At 74.5% G+C, this 21,874-nt stretch carries 23 protein-coding genes; 13 read left to right on the plus strand and 10 right to left on the minus strand.

Going from position 1 to position 21,874, the window contains the following annotated elements:
* Position 1: 1 nt before the first annotated feature.
* Positions 2–1,066, minus strand: coding sequence for a response regulator transcription factor (locus ABZ454_RS00965; protein ID WP_359535400.1), 1,065 nt, complete (start codon positions 1,064–1,066; stop codon positions 2–4).
* 123 nt (positions 1,067–1,189) lie between these two features.
* Between ABZ454_RS00965 and ABZ454_RS00970 the strand changes: the two genes are divergently transcribed.
* The 3 genes from ABZ454_RS00970 to ABZ454_RS00980 are packed head-to-tail and all read left to right on the plus strand — an operon-like array spanning position 1,190 to position 3,377.
* Positions 1,190–1,942: a glycosyltransferase family 2 protein gene (locus ABZ454_RS00970; protein ID WP_359535403.1), complete on the plus strand. Its 753-nt coding sequence runs from the start codon at positions 1,190–1,192 to the stop codon at positions 1,940–1,942.
* A complete protein-coding gene (locus tag ABZ454_RS00975; protein WP_359535406.1) occupies positions 1,939–2,598 on the plus strand; it encodes a DUF2064 domain-containing protein in 660 nt (219 codons plus the stop codon). The genes ABZ454_RS00970 and ABZ454_RS00975 overlap by 4 nt, the downstream gene beginning before the upstream one ends.
* Positions 2,595–3,377: a class I SAM-dependent methyltransferase gene (locus ABZ454_RS00980; protein WP_359535408.1), complete on the plus strand. Its 783-nt coding sequence runs from the start codon at positions 2,595–2,597 to the stop codon at positions 3,375–3,377. Before ABZ454_RS00975 ends, ABZ454_RS00980 begins: the two co-directional genes overlap by 4 nt.
* Here ABZ454_RS00980 and ABZ454_RS00985 read toward each other — a convergent pair.
* Together ABZ454_RS00985 and ABZ454_RS00990 are read right to left on the minus strand one after the other, a co-directional pair.
* Positions 3,329–3,850, minus strand: coding sequence for a hypothetical protein (locus tag ABZ454_RS00985; protein ID WP_356319277.1), 522 nt, complete (start codon positions 3,848–3,850; stop codon positions 3,329–3,331). The genes ABZ454_RS00980 and ABZ454_RS00985 overlap by 49 nt on opposite strands.
* Entirely contained in the window at positions 3,817–5,061 is a 1,245-nt protein-coding gene (locus ABZ454_RS00990) for a molybdopterin-dependent oxidoreductase (RefSeq protein ID WP_359535737.1), read from the minus strand. Before ABZ454_RS00990 ends, ABZ454_RS00985 begins: the two co-directional genes overlap by 34 nt.
* Positions 5,062–5,281: 220 nt before the next feature.
* Between ABZ454_RS00990 and ABZ454_RS00995 the strand changes: the two genes are divergently transcribed.
* Both ABZ454_RS00995 and ABZ454_RS01000 read left to right on the plus strand, forming a co-directional pair.
* Positions 5,282–6,676, plus strand: coding sequence for a hypothetical protein (locus tag ABZ454_RS00995; protein ID WP_359535411.1), 1,395 nt, complete (start codon positions 5,282–5,284; stop codon positions 6,674–6,676).
* Between the two features lie 49 nt (positions 6,677–6,725).
* Positions 6,726–7,574, plus strand: a complete 849-nt coding sequence (locus ABZ454_RS01000; RefSeq protein ID WP_359535414.1) for a GNAT family N-acetyltransferase — start codon at positions 6,726–6,728, stop codon at positions 7,572–7,574.
* Between the two features lie 14 nt (positions 7,575–7,588).
* Here ABZ454_RS01000 and ABZ454_RS01005 read toward each other — a convergent pair whose 3' ends face one another.
* Positions 7,589–7,975, minus strand: coding sequence for a hypothetical protein (locus ABZ454_RS01005; RefSeq protein WP_356319274.1), 387 nt, complete (start codon positions 7,973–7,975; stop codon positions 7,589–7,591).
* 89 nt (positions 7,976–8,064) lie between these two features.
* Complete coding sequence (locus ABZ454_RS01010; protein WP_359535738.1) at positions 8,065–9,432, minus strand: MFS transporter; 1,368 nt, start codon at positions 9,430–9,432, stop codon at positions 8,065–8,067.
* Between the two features lie 215 nt (positions 9,433–9,647).
* Between ABZ454_RS01010 and ABZ454_RS01015 the strand changes: the two genes are divergently transcribed.
* The gene (locus ABZ454_RS01015) at positions 9,648–10,295 is read left to right on the plus strand and encodes a TetR/AcrR family transcriptional regulator (RefSeq protein ID WP_356319273.1); all 648 of its coding nucleotides are present in this window, start codon (positions 9,648–9,650) and stop codon (positions 10,293–10,295) included.
* Here the strand turns inward: ABZ454_RS01015 and ABZ454_RS01020 are convergent.
* Positions 10,265–11,026 carry a helix-turn-helix transcriptional regulator gene (locus ABZ454_RS01020; protein ID WP_359535417.1) on the minus strand — a complete coding sequence of 254 codons (762 nt, stop codon included), beginning with the start codon at positions 11,024–11,026 and terminating at the stop codon, positions 10,265–10,267. The genes ABZ454_RS01015 and ABZ454_RS01020 overlap by 31 nt on opposite strands.
* A 77-nt stretch (positions 11,027–11,103) precedes the next feature.
* On the opposite strand from ABZ454_RS01020, the gene ABZ454_RS01025 reads away from it, so the two are divergent.
* The 6 genes from ABZ454_RS01025 to ABZ454_RS01050 all read left to right on the plus strand — a co-directional run bounded on the left by ABZ454_RS01025 (position 11,104) and on the right by ABZ454_RS01050 (position 16,928).
* Positions 11,104–12,321, plus strand: a complete 1,218-nt coding sequence (locus tag ABZ454_RS01025; RefSeq protein WP_359535420.1) for an MFS transporter — start codon at positions 11,104–11,106, stop codon at positions 12,319–12,321.
* Positions 12,322–12,399: 78 nt separating this feature from the next.
* Positions 12,400–12,885 carry a peroxiredoxin gene (locus tag ABZ454_RS01030; protein WP_359535422.1) on the plus strand — a complete coding sequence of 162 codons (486 nt, stop codon included), beginning with the start codon at positions 12,400–12,402 and terminating at the stop codon, positions 12,883–12,885.
* A gap of 105 nt (positions 12,886–12,990) precedes the next feature.
* Complete coding sequence (locus ABZ454_RS01035; protein WP_359535426.1) at positions 12,991–13,500, plus strand: hypothetical protein; 510 nt, start codon at positions 12,991–12,993, stop codon at positions 13,498–13,500.
* 75 nt (positions 13,501–13,575) lie between these two features.
* Positions 13,576–15,012 carry an SPFH domain-containing protein gene (locus ABZ454_RS01040; RefSeq protein WP_356319268.1) on the plus strand — a complete coding sequence of 479 codons (1,437 nt, stop codon included), beginning with the start codon at positions 13,576–13,578 and terminating at the stop codon, positions 15,010–15,012.
* Between the two features lie 195 nt (positions 15,013–15,207).
* Complete coding sequence (locus ABZ454_RS01045) at positions 15,208–15,678, plus strand: TrkA C-terminal domain-containing protein (RefSeq protein WP_266417117.1); 471 nt, start codon at positions 15,208–15,210, stop codon at positions 15,676–15,678.
* 2 nt (positions 15,679–15,680) lie between these two features.
* The gene (locus ABZ454_RS01050) at positions 15,681–16,928 is read left to right on the plus strand and encodes a cation:proton antiporter (RefSeq protein ID WP_359535431.1); all 1,248 of its coding nucleotides are present in this window, start codon (positions 15,681–15,683) and stop codon (positions 16,926–16,928) included.
* 17 nt (positions 16,929–16,945) lie between these two features.
* Here ABZ454_RS01050 and ABZ454_RS01055 read toward each other — a convergent pair whose 3' ends face one another.
* Both ABZ454_RS01055 and ABZ454_RS01060 read right to left on the minus strand, forming a co-directional pair.
* Entirely contained in the window at positions 16,946–17,491 is a 546-nt protein-coding gene (locus tag ABZ454_RS01055) for a MarR family transcriptional regulator (protein ID WP_356319266.1), read from the minus strand.
* 183 nt (positions 17,492–17,674) lie between these two features.
* On the minus strand, positions 17,675–18,322 hold the full coding sequence (locus tag ABZ454_RS01060) for a class I SAM-dependent methyltransferase (protein WP_359535435.1): 648 nt from the start codon (positions 18,320–18,322) through the stop codon (positions 17,675–17,677).
* Positions 18,323–18,502: 180 nt separating this feature from the next.
* On the opposite strand from ABZ454_RS01060, the gene ABZ454_RS01065 reads away from it, so the two are divergent.
* Positions 18,503–19,030 carry a nitroreductase family deazaflavin-dependent oxidoreductase gene (locus tag ABZ454_RS01065; protein ID WP_356319263.1) on the plus strand — a complete coding sequence of 176 codons (528 nt, stop codon included), beginning with the start codon at positions 18,503–18,505 and terminating at the stop codon, positions 19,028–19,030.
* A gap of 15 nt (positions 19,031–19,045) precedes the next feature.
* On the opposite strand, the gene ABZ454_RS01070 is transcribed toward ABZ454_RS01065, so the two are convergent.
* On the minus strand, positions 19,046–20,590 hold the full coding sequence (locus ABZ454_RS01070) for an MFS transporter (protein WP_359535438.1): 1,545 nt from the start codon (positions 20,588–20,590) through the stop codon (positions 19,046–19,048).
* 149 nt (positions 20,591–20,739) lie between these two features.
* A complete protein-coding gene (locus tag ABZ454_RS01075; RefSeq protein WP_359535440.1) occupies positions 20,740–21,825 on the minus strand; it encodes a helix-turn-helix domain-containing protein in 1,086 nt (361 codons plus the stop codon).
* Positions 21,826–21,874: the final 49 nt, after the last annotated feature.

Consider the following 21,874-nt stretch of genomic DNA (forward strand, 5'->3'; position numbering starts at 1 on the left):
CTCAGGCTCCGGGGGCGGGAACGGGCGGGGCGTCCGGCGGGGGCGGGGGCGGGGGCGGGGCGTCCGGCGGGGGCGGCGGCGCGGTCGGGGCGTCCGGCGGAGGCGGGGACGGGGACGGGGCGTTCGGGAGGGGCCGTACGGACGGCTTGTCCTGCGGGGGCGGCGGCGTTCCCGGCAGGGGTGGCCGCGCGGACGGCATGTCCGGGGCCCCCACGGCAAGGCCCTCCGCCCCTTCGGGGAGGTCCGCCGCCCCGGACGGAGGACCCGGCGCGCCCTCGGTGAGGCCCGGCGCTGCCGCCTCGACGTCCAGGCGGTAGCCGACGCCCCAGACCGTACGGATCCGTTCCGGGCGGGCCGGGTCCGTCTCGATCTTGCCGCGCAGGCGGCGGACGTGGACCGTCACCGTCGACAGGTCGCCGAAGTCCCAGCCCCACACCTCCCGCATCAGCTCCTCCCGGGTGAACGCCCGGCCCGGGTGGCGCAGGAAGAAGGCGAGCAGGTCGAACTCGCGCAGGGTGAGCGCCAGCGCGCGACCCGCCCGCGTCGCCCGGCGCGCGGACGGGTCCAGGACGAGCCCCGCGCCCTCCAGAAGCGCCGCCGGGGCGCCGGCCGGCGTGGCACCGGCGCGCCGCAGTACCGAGTCGACGCGCAGGACCAGTTCGCGCGGGCTGAACGGCTTGGTGACGTAGTCGTCCGCCCCGGTCTCCAGGCCCAGGACGCGGTCGTCCTCGTCACCCCGCGCGCTCAGCATGATCACCGGCACCGGACCGTGCGCACGCATCCGGCGGCACACCTCGAAGCCGTCCATGCCCGGCAGCATCAGGTCCAGGACCACCAGGTCGGGGCGGCGGGCCGCGAACCGCTCCAGCGCAGCGGGGCCGTCGGCGGCGCGCTCGACGTCGTAGCCCGCCCCGCTCAGATAGCCCGCGGCGACCTCGGCGACCGTCGGATCGTCGTCCACGACCAGCACCCGGCCGCCGCGCGGACGCGGGGCGGGAGATGCGGGCGGGGCCGGGTCCGGTCCTGACCGGGGGGCCTCGCCGGGGGCGTCCGGGATGTTCTGCATCCCCCCACCTTGGCACCCGGGCCCGCCGCGCCGGGGGCCGCAGGACGCCCGCCCGTGCGACGTCCACGTTTCGTAAGAACCTGGTGCCCTAAATGTCGGTTTCGGCTCCGTAGGGTGAGCGGCGTGACCGACTCCTCCCCGTCGAACGCCCTCCACCGCCGTGCCCCGGCCCCCGCACCTGTGGCGGACGTGGTCCTGCCCTGCCTGGACGAGGCCGCGGCCCTGCCCGGTGTGCTGGGCGCGATCCCGGACGGCTGGCGCGCCATCGTCGTCGACAACGGCTCCACGGACGGTTCGGCGGAACTCGCCCGTGCGCTGGGCGCCACCGTGGTGCACGAGCCGCGGCGCGGCTTCGGCGCGGCATGCCACGCGGGACTCCTCGCCGCCGACGCGGAGTTCGTCTGCTTCTGCGACTGCGACGGCTCCCTCGACCCCGCGCTGCTGCCCGGCTTCGTCGGCCGTCTCGCGGCGGGCGAGACCGATCTGCTGCTCGGCCGGCGCCGGCCGCAGGGCCGCGGCGCCTGGCCGCTCCACGCCCGGCTGGGCAATCTGGCGCTGTCCCGGATGCTGCGCCGCCGCACCGGGCTGCGACTGCGTGACCTCGGCCCGATGCGGGCCGGGCGCCGTGAGGAGCTGCTGGCACTCGGCCTCACCGACCGGCGCAGCGGCTACCCCCTGGAGATGGTGGTCCGCGCCTCGGACTCCGGACTGCGGGTCGCCGAGACGGACGTGCCGTACCTGTCCCGTACCGGGAAGTCCAAGGTGACCGGCACCTGGCGCGGCACCTGGCACGCGGTACGCGACATGCGCGGGGTGCTGCGCAGGCCGCAGGCTTCGGCCGGGGTGTCGGCCGTGCGGCCTCCGGTGTCGCGATGAGCCCCGGGGCGCGGCCCACCGGAGCGGCGACGCTGCTGGTCATCGCGAAGGAACCGCTGCCGGGCCGGGTCAAGACCCGCCTCACCCCGCCGTTCAGCCCCGTCGAGGCGGCCCGTCTCGCCGAGGCGTCGCTCGCCGACACCCTGGAGACCGTCCTGACCCTGCCCGCGCGGCGGCGGGCCGTCGTCCTGGCCGGGGCCCCCGGCCCCTGGCTGCCGGCGGGCGTCGAGGTGATCCCGCAGTGCGGGGGCGGCCTCGACGAGCGGCTCGCGGCGGCCTTCGGCGCCTGTACCGGGCCGACGGTGCTGATCGGCATGGACACCCCGCAGATCGACGCGGCCGCGCTGGCGCCCGCACTCCACGACGCCGCGTGGGACGACTGCGACGCCTGGTTCGGACCGGCCGAGGACGGCGGCTTCTGGGCGCTGGGCCTGGCGGCGCCCGATCCGGGACTCCTGCGCGGGGTGCCCATGTCCGCGCCGGACACGGGCGCCGTGCAGCGTGCGCGGCTGATCGCCGCCGGGCTGCGCGTGCGCGACCTGGTGCGGCTGCGCGACGTGGACACCGCGGCGGACGCCGTGGACGTGGCCGCCGCCGCACCGCACGGCCGGTTCGCCGCCGCGCTCGGCCGGCTGACCGGACCGGGGGCCCGATGACAGCCTCCCCCCGGCCCGCCACGACCCCCACGGCGCCGTCGCCGCCACCCGGCCCGGACAACGCCCGTCAGCACACCGCACCCCACCCGGCCCCCGCGCCACCCGGCCCGAACGCCGCGCCGTGGGGCGCCGACCCCTACGCCGACGCCCTGCGCAACGGCCGCGGCCCGCTCTTCCTCCGCCGCACCGACGGCTGGCTGCTGCCCCTGGAGGTCGAGCGCTGGTGCGCGGGCGCGGACGCGGCGGACCGGTCGGCGCTGCGCCGCTGCGAGGGGCCCGTCCTGGACATCGGCTGCGGCCCGGGCCGGCTGGTCGCCGAACTGGCCGGCCGGGGGCACCGCGCCCTCGGCATCGACGTCAGCGCGGCGGCGGTCGCCCGCACCCGGCGCCTGGGCGGTCCGGCGCTGCGGCGCTCCGTCTTCGAACCGCTGCCGGGCGAGGGGCGCTGGGGCACCGTGCTGCTGCTCGACGGCAACATCGGCATCGGCGGGGACCCGCGCCGGCTCCTGGAACGGGCGGCCGGCCTGCTCGCTCCGGACGGGCTGCTCGTCGCCGAGACCGTGCCGCAGGACATCGACGAACGGGTCAGCGTCCACCTGGACGACGGACGCGGCGCGGGCCCGTTTGCGCACGGCACCCGGCCGGCGGCGCAGGAGCCGTTCCCGTGGGCGCGCCTCGGGACGCCCGCTCTGCTGCGCCGCGCCGGGAGCCAGGGGTGGGAGCCGGTCGATCAGTGGGAGGCGGGCGGCCGGCCCTTCGTCGCACTGCGGCGGCCATGAAGCGTCGTGGCCGTCAGCCAGAGCGCCGAGAGGCCGAACAGAGCCGCCGTGACGAGCAGCCAGTTCCCCAGGAACACGTCGGGAGAGAGCCCGCTCGCCGGTGCGTAGCGCTCCGCCTGACGGGTGATCAACGGGAACCAGACGAGCAGCAGGAGGCCGGAGAGGAAGGCCGGCACCCGCACGAAGTTGACCAGCCCGGACCGGGGACCGCTCATCACCCCGCGCAGGGCCAGGTCCGCGCTCGCGTACAACGGGACCAGCACCAGGTCGTGGATCAGGGCCGCGCCGACGAACCAGACGAGGACGCCGAGGGCGTCCCCCGCCAGCAGCCGCACGCCCGCGTATCCCGCGAGCGCGAACGAGGCGGCCAGCAGGAGCAGGTGCAGCGGCCCCTCTCCGTACCAGCGCCGGAACGTCTGCCGGGGACTCGTCCTGTGCGTCACAGCGCTCCGAAGGTCAGCCGGGTCACCCATTTGGTGTTGAGCACTCCGGGGGCGGCCGGGACGATGACGCGGGCGGGGTACCCGTGGTCGGGCGACAGGTCCTCGCCGTTGACCTGGAGGGCCAGCAGCGAGCGCGGGTCACGCACCTGGTTGTCCCGCAGCGCCGCCCGGCGGAACGCGCCCCGCCGCTGCGCCGACTCCACGAGCACCCCCGGCGGCGAGTGCGGGTAGCCGGCGAGCGCCGCCAGGTCCCGCAGCCGTACGCCGCGCCACCACTGGTCCGAGGTCGACCAGCCCTCCACGCAGGCGATCGGCAGCGCGGCGCTGGACAGGTCCATGGCCAGCAACTGCGCCCGGGTGAACCGCAGGTCACCGGCCGGGCCGCTGACCGTGAGCCACCACCCCTCGCCCGTGTCCGCCGGGGTGACGCCGACGGACGCGGCGGTCTTGTTGATCTGGAAGCCGTTCGGGCCCGTGCCCGGGTCGGCGGCGCCGTGCGGGGTGAGTGCGGCGAGCTCTCGCAGCGGCCCGTCGAAGCTGCGGCCCGCCGAGGTGACGAACAGGACCAGCGACCCGGCTCCCACCATGGCGAGGGCGCCGCGCCGGGAGAGGGTCGGCTCGGCCGGGGCGGGCGAGGCGAGCGGGTCGTCCGCGGGGTTCCCGCGCAGCCCGCCCTCCCTCAGCACCCGTACCGCCGTCGGCACGCGCAGCGCGGCGTGGGCCAGGAAGGCGGCGAAGAACACCCACGCGCCGTAGAAGTGCAGCGGGTAGAAGGAGCCGGGGAACAGGTACTCCAGCTGGATGTCGAGCAGCCCGGTGACGAACTCGAACAGCGCCCCGCCCACCAGCAGCAGCAACGACACCCGCTCCAGCGCGTGCCCCACGGACCGGGCCGGCGGCAGCGCGAAGAGCTTCGGGACCACCGACCACAGCTTGGCCAGCAGGACGGGCACCAGCACGATGCCGACGGTGACGTGCAGCCCCTGCGTCAGCCGGTACAGCCAGTGCGGCCCGGTCGGCCAGGGGAAGAGGTAGAAGCCGAGGAGCCCCTTGTCGGGCGTCTTGTCGTTGACCCGGGCGAGGTCCGGGTTGTACGCGGCGTACGAGAGCAGGCCGGTCACGAACAGCAGCGTGATCCCGGCGAGCAGGACCAGCCCGAGCACCGCCGTGAACCGCACGCCGCGCACCGGGCTGCGCCAGAAGCCCGGCGCGGACGGGGTCCGTTCGAGGACCGCGGCCATGCGTGCGGAAACGGGGCCGGGAGGCCCGCTGTCATGTGGTTCGCCCATGGCGCGACGCTATGCCCGCGCTCCGGGGATGGCAGGGGTACGACTCCTGACGAAAGTCTGACGTCACTCCGGTGCCGGGCCCCCCGCCCCCTCCCGGGGCCGGATCTGACGGTTCGATGACGCGTGCGGGCGACACGCCTCCGCGGGCGCCCGCCGCGCATACCGTGCCCGGGTGAAGACCGAGGACCGCACCCCACCCCGTACCGAGGACCCCGTCACCGCGCGCGCCGGAACCCGTGGTGATCTGATCGCCGCCGCCGGGGCCGCCGCGCTGATCACCGCCGCCGCGCTCATCGGCCAGGCGATCGAGAACGCCGACCACACCCTGGTCGTCCACTGGGCGCCCCTGCTGGCGACCTGGTACCCGCACATCGGCCCCGGCACGGCCGCCGCTCCGGCCGTAGCGGTCGCCGTGATCGCCTACGGTCCGGCGCTCGCCGCCCGGCTGCGCTGGCGGACGCTCCTGCTCACCGGCTGGGCCGCCTCGCTCGCCTGGATCCTTTCGCTGGCACTGATCGACGGCTGGGGCCGGGGCGTCGCCGAACGGCTCACCACCAAGCACGAGTACCTGCGGGTCATCGACCGGTTCGACGACATCGGCGCCGCGCTGCGCACCTTCGACAGCCACATCCTGATCGGCCCGCCGGGCAACTGGCCCGCCCACGTCGCCGGACACCCGCCGGGCGCTACCCTCACCTTCGTGCTGCTGGACCGCATCGGGCTGGGCGGCGGAGCCTGGGCGGGCGTCTGGTGCATCGTGACCGGCGCTACGGCCGCGGTGGCCGCGCTGGTCGCCCTGCGGGCACTCGCCGACGAGCACACGGCCCGGCGCGCCGCCCCCTTCCTCGTCCTCGCCCCGGTGGCCGTCTGGGCGGGGACCTCCGCCGACGGCTACTTCACCGCGGTGGCGGCCTGGTCCGTCGCGCTCCTGGCCCTGGCCGCGCGGCGCACGGCCCGCGCCCCGGCCGTCGCCGCGCTCGGCGCCGGCCTGCTCTACGGCCTGACCTGCTACCTCAGTTACGGTCTGACGCTCATCGCCCTGCCGCTGCTGGCCGTCCTCGTGCTCGCCCGCACCTCCCGGCCGCTCCCGCTGTTCCTGCTGGGGGCCCTGGTGGTCCCGGCCGCCTTCACCGTGGCGGGCTTCGACTGGTGGCACGCCTACCGCGTGCTGGTCGAGCGCTACTACCAGGGCGCGGGCGGCGTCCGCCCGTACGGCTACTGGATCTGGGCCAACCTCGCCTGCACGGCGGTCATCATCGGCCCGGCCACGGTCGCGGGGCTGCGCCGGGGTGTGGCGGGCGCACCCGGAGCCGTGCGCGGGCTGCGCGCCGGTACCACCGCCGCCGACGGCCGGCTGATCCTGCTCGCGCTGGCGGCCCTGACCGCCCTGCTGGCCGCCGACCTCTCCGGCATGAGCAAGGCGGAGACCGAGCGGATCTGGCAGCCGTTCGCCCTGTGGCTGCTCCCGCTGGGCGCGCTGCTGCCCACCGGCGCCCGGCGCGGCTGGCTCACCGCCCAGGCGGCCCTGGCCCTGGCGGTCAACCATCTGCTGTGGACCGGGTGGTGATGCGGTGAAATGACGGCGGGCCGCCCTTCGACGGGGTAAAACGTGTTCGGTGCCGACATTCGAGATCACCACAGCAAGCGCGGACGACATCAGGATGATGGCGGACTGGGCCCATGCCGAGGGCTGGAATCCCGGGCTGACCGATGGTCAGGCGTTCTTCGCCGCCGATCCGTGCGGCTTCCTGATCGGGCGCCTCGACGGGGCGCCCGCCTCCTGCGTCTCCGTGGTCCGCTACGGCTCCGGCTTCGGCTTCCTGGGCTTCTACCTGACCCGCCCGCAGCTGCGCGGACAGGGGTACGGGAGCCGGCTCTGGGCCGCCGGGACGGCGCGGCTGGCCGGGCGGAACACCGGCCTCGACGGAGTCGTCGCGCAGCAGCCCGCCTACCGGAAGTCCGGCTTCCTGCCGGCCTGGACGAACCTGCGGTACGAGGGCCTCGTCCCGGTGGACGTCGCGCCGCCGCCCGGCGTCACCCTGGTGGACGCCCGCACGCTGCCCTTCGGCCAGGTCACCGCCTACGACCGCCGGTTCTTCCCGGCGGAACGGGACAGCTTCCTCGCGGCCTGGACGACCTCACCCGGACGCACCGCGCTGGTCGCGCTCGCCGAGGGCGAGGTGCGGGGGCTCGCCGTGCTGCGCGCCTGCCGTACGTCCTCGCGCATCGGCCCGCTGTACGCCGCCACGCCGGAGATCGCCCTGGCCCTGGTGAGCGCGCTGGCGGCCACCGATCCGTCCACGCCCGTCGCCGTGGACGTGCCCGACGTGAACCCGGCGGCGGTGCGGCTGGCCGGAGAGCTGGGGCTCACCCCGTCGTTCGAGACGGCACGCATGTACACCGGCCCGGCGCCGGACATCGATCACGCCGGGCTGTTCGGCGTCACCAGCCTCGAACTGGGGTGAGGGCCCGGGCCCCGCTACGCGGGCGTGCCCAGCCGCTCCAGGACCCGGCCGCGGAGCAGCTCGTACTCCTCGCGCAGCCGGACGATCCGCGGCGGGCGGGGAATCACCGTGCCGCCCGAGACGATCTCCTCGGGGCCGAACTGCTCGCGCGTCAGGTCGATGTCCGTCCCCGCACCCAGCCGGTTCCACCAGTGGTAGTCGGTGCGCACGCCGTCGACCCGGACCTCGCCGCGTATGAGCTCACCGCCCAGCAGGTCGTGCAGGACCAGGGCGGTGACGCCGCACTGGTCGCGGGCGGGGTTCCCCGGCGTCCAGTGCGGGCGGTGCTCGGGCGTGGTGGTGTCGGCGCCCCAGCTGCCGCGGACGGCGGCCTCGATGTCGGCGAGGAGCAACGGCTTCATGTCCGCGATCCTCGCACCCGCCTCTGACAACCCCGCCTGGGAGTCCCCGGGGCCGGCCGCCGCGAGCGCCTGCCGCCGCGCCGCGCGGTTCAGTGCACCGGCATCGCGCCCCCGGTCTCCGGCTTCCCCCAGGGCACCAGCGCCGCGGCCACCACCGCGCAGCCGCCCGCCGCCACCGCGCACACCAGGAAGGCGTCCGCGAAGCCGGTCACTGTGCCCGCGACGCCGCCGATCCCCGCGGCGGCCACCGTGGACACGACCGCGACCCCGATCGACCCGCCCACCTCGTGGAAGGTGTTGACCACCCCGGAAGCGAGCCCCGCCTCCCCGTGCGGGACCATGCCCAGCGCCGTCGTGGTGGCGGTGACGAACACCGCCCCCAGCCCCAGGGCGGCCACCGCCAGACCCGGCACCAGCACCCCGTACACGCTGCTGTCCGCGCCGATCCGGGACAGCGGGGCGCAGGCGGCGGTGGCGACGGCCATCCCGCCGACGGCGGTGGCCCGGCTCCCCACCGAGGTGACCAGCCGCGAGCCCAGGTGTGCGCCGACGCCGACGGCCACCGCCACCGGCAGGAAGACCAGCCCGGTCCTCAGGGCCCCGTAGCCGCGGCCGTGCTGGAGGTAGACCGAACCGAGGAAGAAGAACGCGATCAGCAGTCCGGTGGCGATCAGCATCAGGAACGCCCCGGCCAGCACCGGCCGCCGGGTGAACATCCGCAGGTCCATCAGCGGCTCCCGGGCCACCCGCTCCACCGCCGCGAACCCCGCGTACAGCAGCACGGCGGCCCCGAGCGGCAGCAGCGTGGCCGGAGCGCCCCACCCGCCGTCCCCGGCCTCGACCAGGCCGTAGATCAGCGCACCGGTACCGGCCGTGACGAGCACCGCCCCGGGCACGTCGAGCCGGGCCGACGGCTGCGGCGCGCGCGGTGGTACGAAGACGGGGAGGGCGGCCAGCAGGGCCAGGCCGACGGGCACGTTGACGTAGAAGACCCAGCTCCAGCCGGGTCCGCCGGCCAGCGCGCCGCCCACCAGCACCCCGATCGCCGATCCGGTGCCGCCGATCGCGGCCCACACCCCGAGCGCCCTGTTCCGTGCGGGGCCGTGGAACGAGGTGGTGACGAGCGCGAGCGCCGCCGGTGACAGCAGGGCCGCGCCCACGCCCTGCGCGACCCGGCCGCCGATCAGCGTCGCGGCGCTGCCGGCGAGCCCGGAGACCAGCGAGGCGGCGGTGAAAACGGCGAGGCCCGCGAGGAGGGTGCGCCGGGCCCCGAGGGCGTCGGCGAGACGTCCGCCGAGCAGCATCAGCCCGCCGAAGCAGAGGGTGTACGCGGTGACCACCCAGGTCAGCGCGGTGCGGTCGAGGTGCAGGTCGGCGGCCATGCCGGGCAGCGCCACGTTCACCACGGTGACGTCGAGCACCAGCATGAACTGGGCCACGCACAGGAGCGCGAGCATCACCCCGGGCCGGCGGACGGCGGGCGGCCGGTGCGGGCCCTGGTCGTGGCCGTGCCCGTGCGGCGGGCTGTCGCCCCGGCCGTGACCGTGGGCGTGGCGGCTGCCGGCGCCGTGCGCCGGGGACGTGCGGGAAGCGTCATGAGTCATAACTGAACTGTACGGCTCAGTACACATGAACTCAACTGTTCAGTTCAGGTCGCTGTTAGCATCGCTTCATGGACCCCAAGCCCCGCCCCGCAGGACCCCGCGCCGAAGCCAAGCGGCAGGCCATCGTGAAGGCGGCCCACGAGGCGTTCCTCCGGGACGGGTTCGGCGTCGGCATGGACGCGATCGCCGCCGGGGCGGGCGTCTCCAAGGTGACCGTCTACAACCACTTCGGCAGCAAGGAAGCGCTGTTCACCGCCGTCATCGCGGGGGCGCTCGACGAGCCGCTCGGCGGCGCGTCCACGACGGCGCTCGCCGCCCTCGCCGATGCCCCCGACCTGCGGGCCGCGTTCCTCGACGCCGCCCGCGCCTGGGTGGCGGCCGTCCGCGGCAACGCCGATGTGATCGCCCTGCGCAATCTGGTGACCGCCGAACTGCACCGCTTCCCGGAGATCGCGCACGCCTGGCAGGGCCACGGCCCCGAGGGCCACCACCCCGCCGTCGCCGACGCCCTGCGCGAACTGGCCCGCCGGGGCCGGCTGGCCATCCCCGACCTGGAGACGGCGATCGTCCAGCTGTACGCGCTGCTGGTCTTCCCGCACCTGGTCTTCGGCTCGTACGGCACGACGATCGACGACGACGCCACCGAACGGCTGATCACCCACGGGGTGGACATGTTCCTGGGCTACTACGCCCCGCCCGTCCCGCCCGCGGCGTAGGAGCCGGGCGTGGTGCCGAACGCGTGCCGGAAGGACTGGATGAACGCGCTCGGCCCGCTGTAGCCGCACGCCACCGCGACCGCGGTGACCGATCCGCCCGACGCCAGCAGGGTCAGCGCGTGGTGCAGCCGGAGCTGGGTGCGCCACTGCGGGAACGACATCCCGGTCTCCGCGCGGAAGAGCCGGCTCAGGGTGCGGGACGACGCGCCCACCTCCGCGCCGAGTCCGGCGAGGGTCCGTCCGTCCGCCGGGTCGTCCTGGAGGATCCGGGCCACGTCCCGCAGCCGCGCGTCCACCGGCGACGGCAGACAGACCCCGAGCGGTTCGACCCGGCGCAGCTGGTCCAGCGCGACCCGCTCAAGGTTGCGCCGCTGCCGTGCGTCCCCCGTCAGCTCCGAGTCGTCCGTCAGGCAGGCCACGACCTCCCGCAGCAGCGGGGTCACGGCCAGCACGGTCGGCCGGTCGAGCCGCAGCGGGTTGTCCGCGGGGGCGAACGAGAGCGCCCGCAACTCCGTGGGGCCGTACGCCAGATGGGCGTGGACCACGCCGGCCGGGATCCACACCGCCCGGTGCGGCGGCACGGCCCACACCCCCTGCGGGGTCGAGACCTCCAGCACCCCGCGGGACGGACAGACGAGCTGGTGCTCCAGATGGTGGTGCCGGTCGATGCGCTCCTGGTGCGCGAGCGGCACCCGGGCCGGCCCGTGGAGCGTGCGGCAGGTTGGCGACATAGGTCGGCAGAATATCGATAGCCCGCTGGTGGCCGCGGCCGGAATCCTCGAAGGGACCCCGACAAGGAGCCGCGCTCATGACCGGTCCCACGGCCCGACCGACCCCATCCGCCGTCCCCCCGCCCCTGACCTCGCCCGCCGCACGCCGGCCCCCGTCCGGGTCCGCCTGGCGCCGGATGCGGATGTGGGGCGCCGCGCACGCCGTGGACGACCTCTACCAGGGCCTGGTCCCCGCCTGCGTCCCGTACTTCGTGCTGGACCGCGGCTACAGCTACGTCGCCGCATCGGGGCTCACCCTCGCGGCGGCCCTGGGCAGTTCGGTCCCGCAGCCGTTCATCGGCGTCGCCGTGGACCGCTACCGGCTGAACCGGCTGGCCCCCGCCGGGCTCGCCGTCGCCGGGATCGGCCTGGGCCTGTCCGGGCTCGTCAGGCCGTACGCCGCGGTCTGGCTGCTGATCCTGCTCTCCGGGCTGGGCGTGGCGATGTTCCACCCGGCGGCCGGCAAGGCGGCCCGCGAGGCGGCCGGGGACAGCGCGTCCGCGATGAGCGTCTTCGCCGCGGGCGGCAGCGTGGGCTTCTTCCTGGCTCCGGTGCTCGCGACCCCGGCGCTGGTCACGATGGGGGTCGGCGCCACGGCGCTCTTCATCCCGCCGGCCGTGCTGATGGCGTTCGTGCTGCTCCGGCACCGCCCGGCCGCGACCACCCCGCACAGGACCGCGCGGACCGGGCGGGACCAGTGGCGGCCCTTCCTCGTCCTCACCGGCATCGAGGTGGTCCGGTCGGTGGCGTTCTTCGGCGCGATCACGTTCATCGAACTGTTCTGGATCCGCCATCTGCACTCCGGCCGCGGGCTCGCGGGCGTGGCACTCGCCTGCTTCCTCGTCGGCGGGGTGGCCGGCACGCTGCTCGGCGGCCGGATCGCCGACCGGATCGGCATGGTCCGTACGGTCCAGCTCGGCGGCCTCTTCGCCGTACCGGCCCTGATCGCCCTGCGGCTGACCCCGGGCACGGTCCTCCCGCTGCTGTTCGCGGTCCTGGCGGGCCTCGCGCTCAACGTCCCGTTCGCCGTCCTGGTCAAGCTCGGGCAGGACTACCTGCCCGGCCGCCCCGGCACCGCGGCGGGCGTCACGCTCGGCCTCGCGGTCAGCGTCGGCGGCCTGATCGCGCCCGCGCTCGGCGCGGCGGCCCAGGCGTACGGGCCGCAGGGCGTGTTCACGATCCTGTGCGCGATCCCGGCCCTCGCCCTGGTGCTCGGCCTGTTCCTCACGGAACCGGAACCGCCGCCGGGTGACTGACCGCCCCCCTGCCGGATGCATGCTGTACGTCAACAGGGCAGCAGCACCGCCGCAGCGCGGGAAACCGAAGGGCACACCATGGGATCGTCACCGCAACTCGGCTCGCAGGTACCGGAGTTCACCCTCGCGGGGGGCGTCCTGGACGGGGACTCCTTCGCACGCCGCGACTTCACCCTCTCCGCCGCGCGCGGCCGGGCCCTCGTCCTCGCCTTCTACCCGGGCGACAACACGGCCGTGTGCACCAAGCAACTCTGCTCGTACTCCTCGGGCATGGAGACCTTCGTAGGGCTCGACGCCGAGGTCTGGGGGATCAGTCCACAGGATGTGGACAGCCACGAGGCGTTCGCCCGCGGTCATGGGCTGCGGATGCCTCTCCTCGCGGACCCGGGCCGCGAGACGGCCCGGGCGTTCGGGGTGGCGGCGCCCGGGATCGGGGTGCGGCGCGCGGTCTTCCTGATCGACGCGGACGGGGTGCTGCGCTGGAAGCACGTGGCGCTGCTCGGCGCCACGTTCCAGTCGCTGGACACGCTGGCGGAACATCTGTCCGGCATCGGTAACAAGTAGAAGACTGCCGGGATCCGGCAGTGTCGGCGGTCAGGGATGTATGGGACCATCCAGCCAGTTCGACGGAAATGGTCGGGGGATTCCGTAGCCGGGAGGGGTGATCACGTGACCTTGTTTCTCGGTCTCGGCATTGCGGGGGTCGCGCTCCTGGCCCTGTCACTGATCTTCGACGGAATACTCGAAGGCCTCTTCGGGGGCCTGCTGGAAGGTCTCTTCAGCGGACTGGTCTCCCTTCCGGTGGTGGCCGGCTTCCTCTCCATGCTCGGCTTCGGCGGCGCCATCGTGCTCGGCACGACCGGCGCCGGAACGGTCGCCGCCACCGCGGTCGGTGCGCTGGCCGGGCTGGTCGCTGCCGGGCTGACCTGGAAGTTCAGCCGGGCCCTGATGCGTGATCAGACCGATGCCACACCACGCGACGAGGATCTCGTCGGCACCTCGGGTTCCGTGGTCACGGCCATTCCGGCCGACGGCTACGGGGAGGTGCTGCTGCGACTCGGCGGGCAGCCCGTGAAGCTGTCGGCGAAGAGCCCGGTCCCGGTCGCACGCGGTACCGAGATCTGGGTCGAGGCCACGCTGTCGACCACCTCGGTCTCGGTCCGCCCCGTCGAACGCTGAGCCGGCACGCCGGCCGGCCCGCCACCGCTCGCCACAGACTGCCGTCCCCGTCGGGAGGCAGAGGGGGACAGCCACATGAGTCCAGTCCTGATCGCCATCGTCGGAGTCGTCGTACTCCTCTTCCTGCTCGCTCTCGCCGTCATCACCCGTTACAAGGTCGCGGGCCCCAGCCAGGCCTTCATCATCACCGGCCGCCGCGGCAAGAAGTCCGTGGACCCGGTGACCGGGCGGTCCAGCATCGACAACAGCGGCCAGAAGGTCGTCGTCGGCGGCGGCGTCTTCGTCGTGCCGTTCGTCCAGCAGAAGTTCACCCTGGACCTCTCCAGCCGGCACATCCCCGTCGCCGTGCGCGGGGCCGTCACCCTGCGCGGGGTGAAGTCCCACCTCGAAGGCGTCGCGATCGTCAAGGTCGGCGGCAGCGAGGACGCCATCCGGGCGGCAGCCCAGCGCTTCCTGCGCCAGCAGGACGGCATCGTCGGCTTCACCCAGGAAGTGCTCTCCGGTGCGCTGCGCGCCATCGTCGGCCGGATGTCGGTCGAGGACATCATCCGCGACCGGGCCGCGTTCGCCGGCCAGGTGGCGGAGGAGGCCGAGGCCAGCCTGTCCGGCCAGGGCCTGATCCTGGACGCCTTCCAGATCCAGGACATCACCACCGAGGGCTCCTACCTGGAGGACCTCGGCCGCCCCGAGGCCGCCCGCGCCAAGCAGGAGGCGGACATCGCGGAGGCGAACGCCCGCCGCGCCTCGGAGCAGGCCCGGCTGAAGGCCGCCGAGGAGATCGCCATCGCCGAGCGGACGTTCCACCTGAAGCAGGCCGAGATCAAGGCCGAGACGGAAGCGGCCGCCGCCCGGGCGAACGCCGCGGGCCCGCTCGCCGAGGCGGCGCGTCAGCAGGAGGTTCTCCAGGAGCAGGAGAAGGTCGCCGAGCGCCAGGCCGCCCTGACCGACCGCGAACTCGACACCAAGGTCCGCAAGCCCGCCGACGCCGCGCGCTACCAGGCCGAGCAGGAGGCGGAGGCCCGCCGCATCGCGCAGGTCAAGGAGGCCGAGGCGGACGCCGAGCGCTCCCGGCTGACCGGTCAGGGCGAGAAGCTCCACCGCTCCGCGCTCGCCGACGCCGTACGCATCGAGGGCGAGTCCGAGGCCGCCGCCATCGCAGCGAAGGGTGCGGCCGAGGCCGAGGCCATGCGGAAGAAGGCCGACGCCTTCAAGCAGTACGGCGACGCGGCCGTCCTCCAGATGCTCGTCGAGGTGCTTCCGCAGGTCGTCGCCAAGGCGGCCGAGCCGCTGAGCGCCATCGACAAGATGACCGTGATCTCGACGGACGGCGCGAGCCGGCTGTCGCGCACGGTCACGGACAACGTGGCCCAGGGCATGGAGCTCCTCAGCTCCACCACGGGGGTCGACCTGGCCGCGCTGCTGAAGAACATCACGGGCCCGGCGCCCGAGCCGGAGGTCCCGGCCCAGCGGGACACGGCCGCGCCGAACGGCAGGGTCGAGATCAGCGACTGACTCCGGGCCCCAGCCCCCGTGCCCGGCCGGTGCCGCGTCGCCGGCCGGGCACGCGTGCGTGCGGCGCCGGCCCGGTCGGGACGGCCCGCCCCGAGCCCGTGCACACAGGCGGCGGAACCCTCCGGATAGGGTAATGCGGAGCTAAAGAGATCACCAAGTACACGTAGAGCACACCGCGCTCCTCGGGAGGAAGCCATGGGAACCCACCGCACCACGCTGCCCGGAGTCGGTGTGCAGTACGACTACACCACCGAGTCGGGCCAGCACATCTCCGTCGTCGTCCACCACGACGGCCGGCGCTTCATCGGCTTCTACGACCAGGACGATCCCGATTCCTGCCGGCTCTCCGTACCCCTGACTCCACAGGAGGCCACCGGGCTCGCCCACCTCATCGACGCGGCGCCGATCGACGCCGTGCGGACCGAGGGCATCGACCTGGTCACCGAGCACATCCCGCTCGGGACCCGTTCCCCGTACGGCGGCAGGCTGCTCGGGGACACCCGGGCACGGACCCGGACGGGGGCCTCGATCGTGGCGGTGCTGCGGACCCACAGCGCCCATCCGTCACCCGGGCCGGACTTCCGGCTCGCCATCGGGGACACGCTCGTCGTCGTCGGTACGCGGGAGGGCGTCGACACGCTCTCCGAGATCATTGCGGAGGGCTGACCGTGCATGACACGACCGCACTGCTGGTGGAGCTCGGCTCCGTCATCCTGGGGCTGGGCATCATCGGGCGGTTCGCCGGCCGCATAGGCCTCTCACCGATCCCGCTCTACCTGCTGGCCGGGCTCGCCTTCGGAGAGGGCGGGCTGCTGCCGCTCGGGGCGAGCGAGGAGTTCACCGCCGTGGGCGCCGAGATCGGCGTCATCCTGCTGCTGCTCCTGCTGGGGCTCGAATACAGCGCCTCCGAACTCGTCACCAGCCTCAAGACCCAGTATCCGTCCGGGGTCGTGGACTTCGTCCTCAACGCGACGCCGGGGGCCGTCGCGGCCCTGCTGCTCGGCTGGGGGCCCGTGGGCGCCGTGGCGCTGGCCGGGGTCACCTGGATCTCCTCGTCCGGGGTGATCGCCAAGGTCCTCGCGGACCTGGGCCGTCTCGGCAACCGGGAGACACCCGTCATCCTCGGGGTGCTGGTCATCGAGGACCTGTCGATGGCCGTCTACCTGCCGCTCCTCACCGCGATGCTCGCGGGCGTCGGTTTCGCCGGAGGCAGCCTCGCGTTGCTCGTGGCGCTCGGCACCGTGGGGTTCGTGCTCTACCTCGCGCTGCGGCACGGCCGCCTCATCAGCCGGGCGGTGTCCTCCGACAATCCGGAGATGCTGCTGCTCGTCGTGCTCGGGCTGACCGTCCTGGTCGCCGGTGTGGCGCAGCAGTTGCAGGTGTCGGCGGCGGTCGGCGCCTTCCTCGTCGGCATCGCGCTCTCGGGTGAGGTCGCGGAGGGCGCGCGCAAGCTGCTGACCCCGCTGCGGGACCTCTTCGCCGCCGTCTTCTTCGTGTTCTTCGGGCTCTCCACCGATCCCGCGGAGATCCCGCCGGTGCTGCTGCCGGCCGCGCTGCTGGCCGTCGTCACCGTCCTCACCAAGATCGCCACCGGCTGGTACGCGGCCCGGCGGGCCGGCATCGGATCGCGCGGGCGCTGGCGGGCGGGCGGCACGCTCGTCGCCCGCGGCGAGTTCTCCATCGTCATCGCCGGTCTGGCCGTGGCCACCGAGCCCCGGATCGGACCCATCGCCACCGCGTACGTCCTCATCCTCGTCATCGTCGGGCCGCTCACCGCGCGCTGGACCCAGCCGGCGGTCGAACTGATCCGGAAGCGGCGCGGCAAGGGCGACGGCCCGGGCGCCATGACCGGGGGGTCCCCCGCCGTGCGGACCGCGGCCGTCCCGCGGGAGGAGCTGGCCACGTCCGCGGAGTGAGCGGTGCCCGCGGGCCGTCAGAGGCCGTCGGGGGCGGGGACGTCGGGCGCCCAGCCCAGGGGGTAGACGTCCGCGCCGCCCCCGGGCACGACCGGTTCGCCGCCCGCGGCGGTGAACGCGGTCAGCGCCTCGATCAGCGCGGTGCACTGCTCCGGCGCGAGGCGTTCGACGATGGCGGCCACCTCCCGGCGGCGGGCGGAGGTGACGTCCTCCACCAGGCGGGACCCCTCAGGGGTCACCCGCAGCGAGGTCTCCCGGCGGTTGGCCGGGTTGAGCTGCCGTTCCGCCAGACCGGCGGCGATCAGCCGGTCCACCATGCGCATCGCGGTCGACGGGTTGACGCCGAGCCGCTCGGCGAGGGAGACCAGCTTGGCGTCCCCGTGCGTCGCCAGCACCACGAGGAGCCGGAACTGGGGCAGCGTCACCCGGTCCTCGACCGTCGCCAGCGAACGGGCGGACACCGCCACCAGCAGGCGCGACGCCGTGAGCACCGCACGCGTCACCGCGTCGACGTCCCTGCCCGGAGCGGCCGGTCGTTCCTCGGGCTGTTCCTGCGCGGCCATGCCTCTTTGTACCGTGCGCGACGGCCGTACTCGAATCCGGCCTACCGCCGCCGGGGGTGCGCGCGACGGCCGTGCTCGAATCCTGCCTGCCGCGGCGGGGTGCGCGCGCCAGTGGGTGGCCCCTGTCGTGCCTGGCGGGCCTGACGCCCCGCGTGGCCCCGCCCCGCCGAGGCGCCGGCGCCTTCAGGCTCTGCGGGCGAGCAGCTGGATCTCCCGGAACTGCCGGTGGTCGGTGGGCCGGGGCTCACGGACCAGCCGGGCCACCTCGGCCAGCCCCGCCGTGCGCAGCAGCGCGGCGAGGTGATCGGGCCACCACCGGTAGGCCGGCGCGACGGCGTGGTCGAAGCCCTGCGCCGGGTGGGACGGACCGTCGCTGGCCGAGAAGCCGATCAGGAGGTGCCCGCCGGGGGCCAGCACACGGTGGAACTCCGCCAGGATGCCGGGGAGCCGCTGAGGCGGTGTGTGGATGACGGACCACCGCGAGAGAACGCCGTCCAGCGCCCCGTCGGCGATGTCCAGAGCGGCCATGGAGCCGGTGTCGAACCGCAGGCCCGGATGGGCGCGGCGCGCCGTCTCGATCATCGCGGGCGACGCGTCGACGCCGAAGACGGAAAGCCCCAGCGTGGCCAGATGGGCGGTGATATGACCGGGCCCGCATCCCAGATCCGCGACCCGGCCGTCCCCCTCCGCGCGGACGGCCTCGGCGAAGGCGCCCAGGATCGCCCGGTCCAGAGGGCGGTCGCGCAGCTCGTCGCTGAACAACCGCGCGTAGGTGGGGGCAGCGGCGTCGTAGGCCTCGCGGGTGGCGTCGAGGGCATCGTGTTCGACCATGCCCGCGACAGTAATTCCCGCGCGGGCCCGGGGCTGGACTTCACCGTCTTTCCTCACACCCCGTCGCCGGGCTCGTCCCCACCCGGGACGCACGAGGGCCGAAAGGGTGTCGAAACGGTACCGAATCCTTGGCGCAAGTCCATGACACCCACCTTTGGACTGTGCAACGTTTGCACAGTGATGTCTGAACCCCCCGCCTCCGCGCCCGAACCTCACCGCCCGCCGCCGCCGGCCGGGCTGCGGCGCGTCGCCGCCCGGCTGCCCGTCCATATGTTCCGCGCCGGGCTGGGACCGCTGTTCCGGGGCCGTCTGCTGCTCCTCGTCCACACCGGGCGCACCACGGGCCTCTCCCGGCGGACGGTGATCGAGGTCGTCGAGTCCGTGCCCGTGGACGGCCGGCGCAGCTGGACGGTCGCCTCGGGTTTCGGCCCCGGCGCCGACTGGTACCGCAACCTGCTCCGTACGCCGCACGCCACCGTGCAGGTCGGGCGCGGGTTCCACGCGGTGACGGCGCACCGCCTGCCGGCCGAGGAGGGCGGAGACCTGATGGCGCGGTACGCGCCCCGCCACCCCCGAACCGCCCGCCGGCTCTCCGCGTTCATGGGGTTCACGGTCGACGGCAGCGCCGAGGACTACCGGCGGGTCGGCGCGTCGATCCCGTTCGTCCGGCTGGTGGAGGCCACCGGGCCCGGCGGGCGCTGCCGTTGAACCGGTGCGGCCGGCTCAGGCCCGCGCCGCCTCGGGCTGCTCCGCCAGGTGGGCGCGGGGTACGCCCCGGCGGTAGAGGAGCACCGTGACCAGCAGGCCGACGGCGAAGAACCCCGCCGACCACCAGTAGGCGGTGGAGTAGCTCTCCAGCTGCGCCTGGGCGACAGCGGCAGGCGTCGGTCTGCGGCCCGCCAGGTAGTCGGTGGCGGCGCTGGTGGCCAGGGTGTTGAGCAGCGCCGTACCGATGGAACCGCCCACCTGCTGACTCGTGTTGACCATCGCGGAGGCCACCCCCGCGTCACGCGCCGCCACCCCCGCGGTGGCCAGGTTCATCGCCGTGGCGAAGACCATGCCCAGCCCCAGGCCCAGGCAGATCAGCGGCGGCAGCACATGGGCGAGGTAGCTGCTGCTCAGGTCGAGGGTGGTCAGCCACATCATGGCCGCCGCCGCGAGACCCATGCCGAGCGGCACGATCGGTTTGGCCCCGAACCGCGGCACCAGGGCGTTGGTCGTCGTCACGGACGTCACGATCATGACGGCGACCATCGGCAGGAAGGCGGCGCCCGTGGAGACCGGCGAGTACAGCAGGCTCTTCTGCAGGTAGTAGGTGAGGAACAGGAACACGCCGAACATGCCGGCGCCGGAGATGAACATCCCGAGGAAGGACGCCGCGCGGTCCCGGTCCAGCACCACGCGCAACGGCAACAGCGGGTGCGCGGCCCTGGTCTGCCACCACGCGAACGCGGCCACGAGCACCGCGCCGGCCAGCAGGAACCCCCACGTCTGCGGCGAACTCCAGGGATGTGTCTCGGCGTTCGAGAACCCGAACACGATGCAGAACAGCCCGGCGGAGACGAGCACGGTCCCGGGGATGTCGAGCTTCGGACGGTCGGCCGGCGCCCCGGCGGTGAGCAGCCGAGCGCCACCCACGAAGGCGACGAGCGCGAACAGCAGGTTCACGTACAGGCACCAGCGCCAGTTCAGGTACTCGGTCAGCACCCCGCCGAGCAGCAGCCCCACCGCGCCGCCCGCACCCGCGATGGCGCCGTAGATCCCGAAGGCCTTCGCCCGCTCCTTGGGCACGGTGAACGTCGTGGTCAGGAGCGAGAGCGCGGCCGGGGCCAGGAGCGCTCCGAACATGCCCTGCAGGGCGCGGGCCAGCACCAGGATCTCGAAGCTCGGGGCGGCGCCGCCGATGGCGGAGGCGACCGCGAAGCCGACCAGCCCGGTCAGGAACACCACCCGGCGGCCGACCAGGTCGGCGATGCGGCCGCCGAGCAGCAGCAGCGAGCCGAAGGCGAGGGCGTAGGCCGTCACGATCCACTGACGGTTCCCGTCGCTGAAGCCGAGGTCCTGCTGGGCGGAGGGGAGGGCGATGTTCACGATCGTCGCGTCGAGGACCACCATGAGCTGGGCCAGCCCGATCACGCCCAGCACCCACCACCGGTGGGAAGGCCCGCGCTCCCGTCCTGGTGCGGGCCGGGGCGCCTGCTCGGTGGCCACCCGCCCCCTTCGTCCGCCCTCGGCGGGTTCCCCTGGCTGACGTGCGTGACGGGCCATGGTGCGGATCTCCCTCGCTGCGCACGACGCCAAAATCCCCCGACTGATCACGCTAGGCGGAGGGAGGCGTCCTCGCATGCGGGGAGCCCCGGCGACGCGCGATGCTGCCGGAACCCGGCAGCGGGCAGCGCGTGGTGGAGCGGGGGAATTCAGATCTCCTTGGCCGGCCAGTCCAGCAGCCGGGCGCCGATCACCGCGGTCTGCAGCGTGTAACGGTGCATCGGATCGGACGGGTCGGAGCCGGTGAGCTGGTGGATCCGCTCCAGCCGGTAGGTGAGCGCGCGCACGCTCAGCGCCAGCCGCCGGGCCGTCTCGGCCGCGACACAGCCCGCGTCGAAGTAGACGGAGAGCGTCTTCAGCAGCGGTTCCGCTCCGCCCCGCGCCTGCTGGAGCGGGCCGAGTTCGCTGCGCACCAGATCGGCCATGGCCTGCCGGTCCCGGGTCAGCACGGGGTAGACCAGCAGATCGGCGGCGTACAGCACGGGGTCGTCCAGCCCCATCCGGTCCGCCAGGCCGAGCGCGTCCAGCGCCTCGTCGTACGACTGCACCACACCGCCGGGCCCCCGGTGGGCCCGGCCGACCGCCACCCGGCCGCCGTCCGTGGCCGCGTGCGCCTGCTTGGCGAAGTACCGCAGGACGTCGGGCTGGCTGCCGGGCGCGATACAGATCAGCCGGCCGTCCTTCGTCGTGAGCAGGATCTTGCGGCCGTCGAACCGGGCCAGCAGCGCCGACTCCACCTGCCGGGGGACGGCGTCGGTCTCGGTGTACGCCTCCGGGCCCGACGCCACCGCGACGGCGTGGGCCCGGGAGAGCCGCAGCCCGAACCGGGTGGCGCGCTCCGCGAGCCGGCCCAGGTCGCTGCGTCCGTACAGCAGGTCGTCGATGAACTCCCGGCGGGCCGCCTCCTCCCGCCGGACGGTGAGGCGCTGGGCCCGCTCGAAACCCTCGGCGAACGCGTCGACCGCCTGCTCCACCGCCGCCAGCACGCTCTCGGTGGACGCGGCGGTGGCGGCCGGGGTCGCGCCGGGGGCGGCGGCCGGCCAGGCGGCGCGCGCCTCGGCCAGGTGCATGCGGACCAGCGCGCGCAGTTGGTGACCGGCCTCGGCGGCCTGCCTGCCGAGGGCGCGACGGGTGTCGAGCTCCCCGCGCGTGAGCCGCCGGCCGGAGACGGAGACCTCGCCCAGGATCTCGGCGTAGCCCTCCAGGAAAGTCCCGGGAATCTCCGGTTCTGCCACGCGCCCGCCCCCACTCCTGATGAGTCCCGATAGTGGCACAACGCGCATG

Source organism: Streptomyces sp. NPDC005803, assembly GCF_040630435.1.
GTDB lineage: Bacteria > Actinomycetota > Actinomycetes > Streptomycetales > Streptomycetaceae > Streptomyces.

Excerpts from the sequence above, each read along its gene's own strand:
- ABZ454_RS00965 (WP_359535400.1), bottom strand. The coding sequence starts at position 1,066 with ATGCAGAACATCCCGGACGCCCCCGGCGAGGCCCCCCGGTCAGGACCG.
- ABZ454_RS00975 (WP_359535406.1), top strand. The coding sequence starts at position 1,939 with ATGAGCCCCGGGGCGCGGCCCACCGGAGCGGCGACGCTGCTGGTCATC.
- ABZ454_RS00980 (WP_359535408.1), top strand. The coding sequence starts at position 2,595 with ATGACAGCCTCCCCCCGGCCCGCCACGACCCCCACGGCGCCGTCGCCG.
- ABZ454_RS00985 (WP_356319277.1), bottom strand. The coding sequence starts at position 3,850 with ATGGGTGACCCGGCTGACCTTCGGAGCGCTGTGACGCACAGGACGAGT.
- ABZ454_RS00990 (WP_359535737.1), bottom strand. The coding sequence starts at position 5,061 with ATGGCCGCGGTCCTCGAACGGACCCCGTCCGCGCCGGGCTTCTGGCGC.
- ABZ454_RS01005 (WP_356319274.1), bottom strand. The coding sequence starts at position 7,975 with ATGAAGCCGTTGCTCCTCGCCGACATCGAGGCCGCCGTCCGCGGCAGC.
- ABZ454_RS01010 (WP_359535738.1), bottom strand. The coding sequence starts at position 9,432 with ATGCTCGCGCTCCTGTGCGTGGCCCAGTTCATGCTGGTGCTCGACGTC.
- ABZ454_RS01015 (WP_356319273.1), top strand. The coding sequence starts at position 9,648 with ATGGACCCCAAGCCCCGCCCCGCAGGACCCCGCGCCGAAGCCAAGCGG.
- ABZ454_RS01020 (WP_359535417.1), bottom strand. The coding sequence starts at position 11,026 with ATGTCGCCAACCTGCCGCACGCTCCACGGGCCGGCCCGGGTGCCGCTC.
- ABZ454_RS01025 (WP_359535420.1), top strand. The coding sequence starts at position 11,104 with ATGACCGGTCCCACGGCCCGACCGACCCCATCCGCCGTCCCCCCGCCC.
- ABZ454_RS01030 (WP_359535422.1), top strand. The coding sequence starts at position 12,400 with ATGGGATCGTCACCGCAACTCGGCTCGCAGGTACCGGAGTTCACCCTC.
- ABZ454_RS01040 (WP_356319268.1), top strand. The coding sequence starts at position 13,576 with ATGAGTCCAGTCCTGATCGCCATCGTCGGAGTCGTCGTACTCCTCTTC.
- ABZ454_RS01045 (WP_266417117.1), top strand. The coding sequence starts at position 15,208 with ATGGGAACCCACCGCACCACGCTGCCCGGAGTCGGTGTGCAGTACGAC.
- ABZ454_RS01055 (WP_356319266.1), bottom strand. The coding sequence starts at position 17,491 with ATGGCCGCGCAGGAACAGCCCGAGGAACGACCGGCCGCTCCGGGCAGG.
- ABZ454_RS01060 (WP_359535435.1), bottom strand. The coding sequence starts at position 18,322 with ATGGTCGAACACGATGCCCTCGACGCCACCCGCGAGGCCTACGACGCC.
- ABZ454_RS01065 (WP_356319263.1), top strand. The coding sequence starts at position 18,503 with ATGTCTGAACCCCCCGCCTCCGCGCCCGAACCTCACCGCCCGCCGCCG.
- ABZ454_RS01070 (WP_359535438.1), bottom strand. The coding sequence starts at position 20,590 with ATGGCCCGTCACGCACGTCAGCCAGGGGAACCCGCCGAGGGCGGACGA.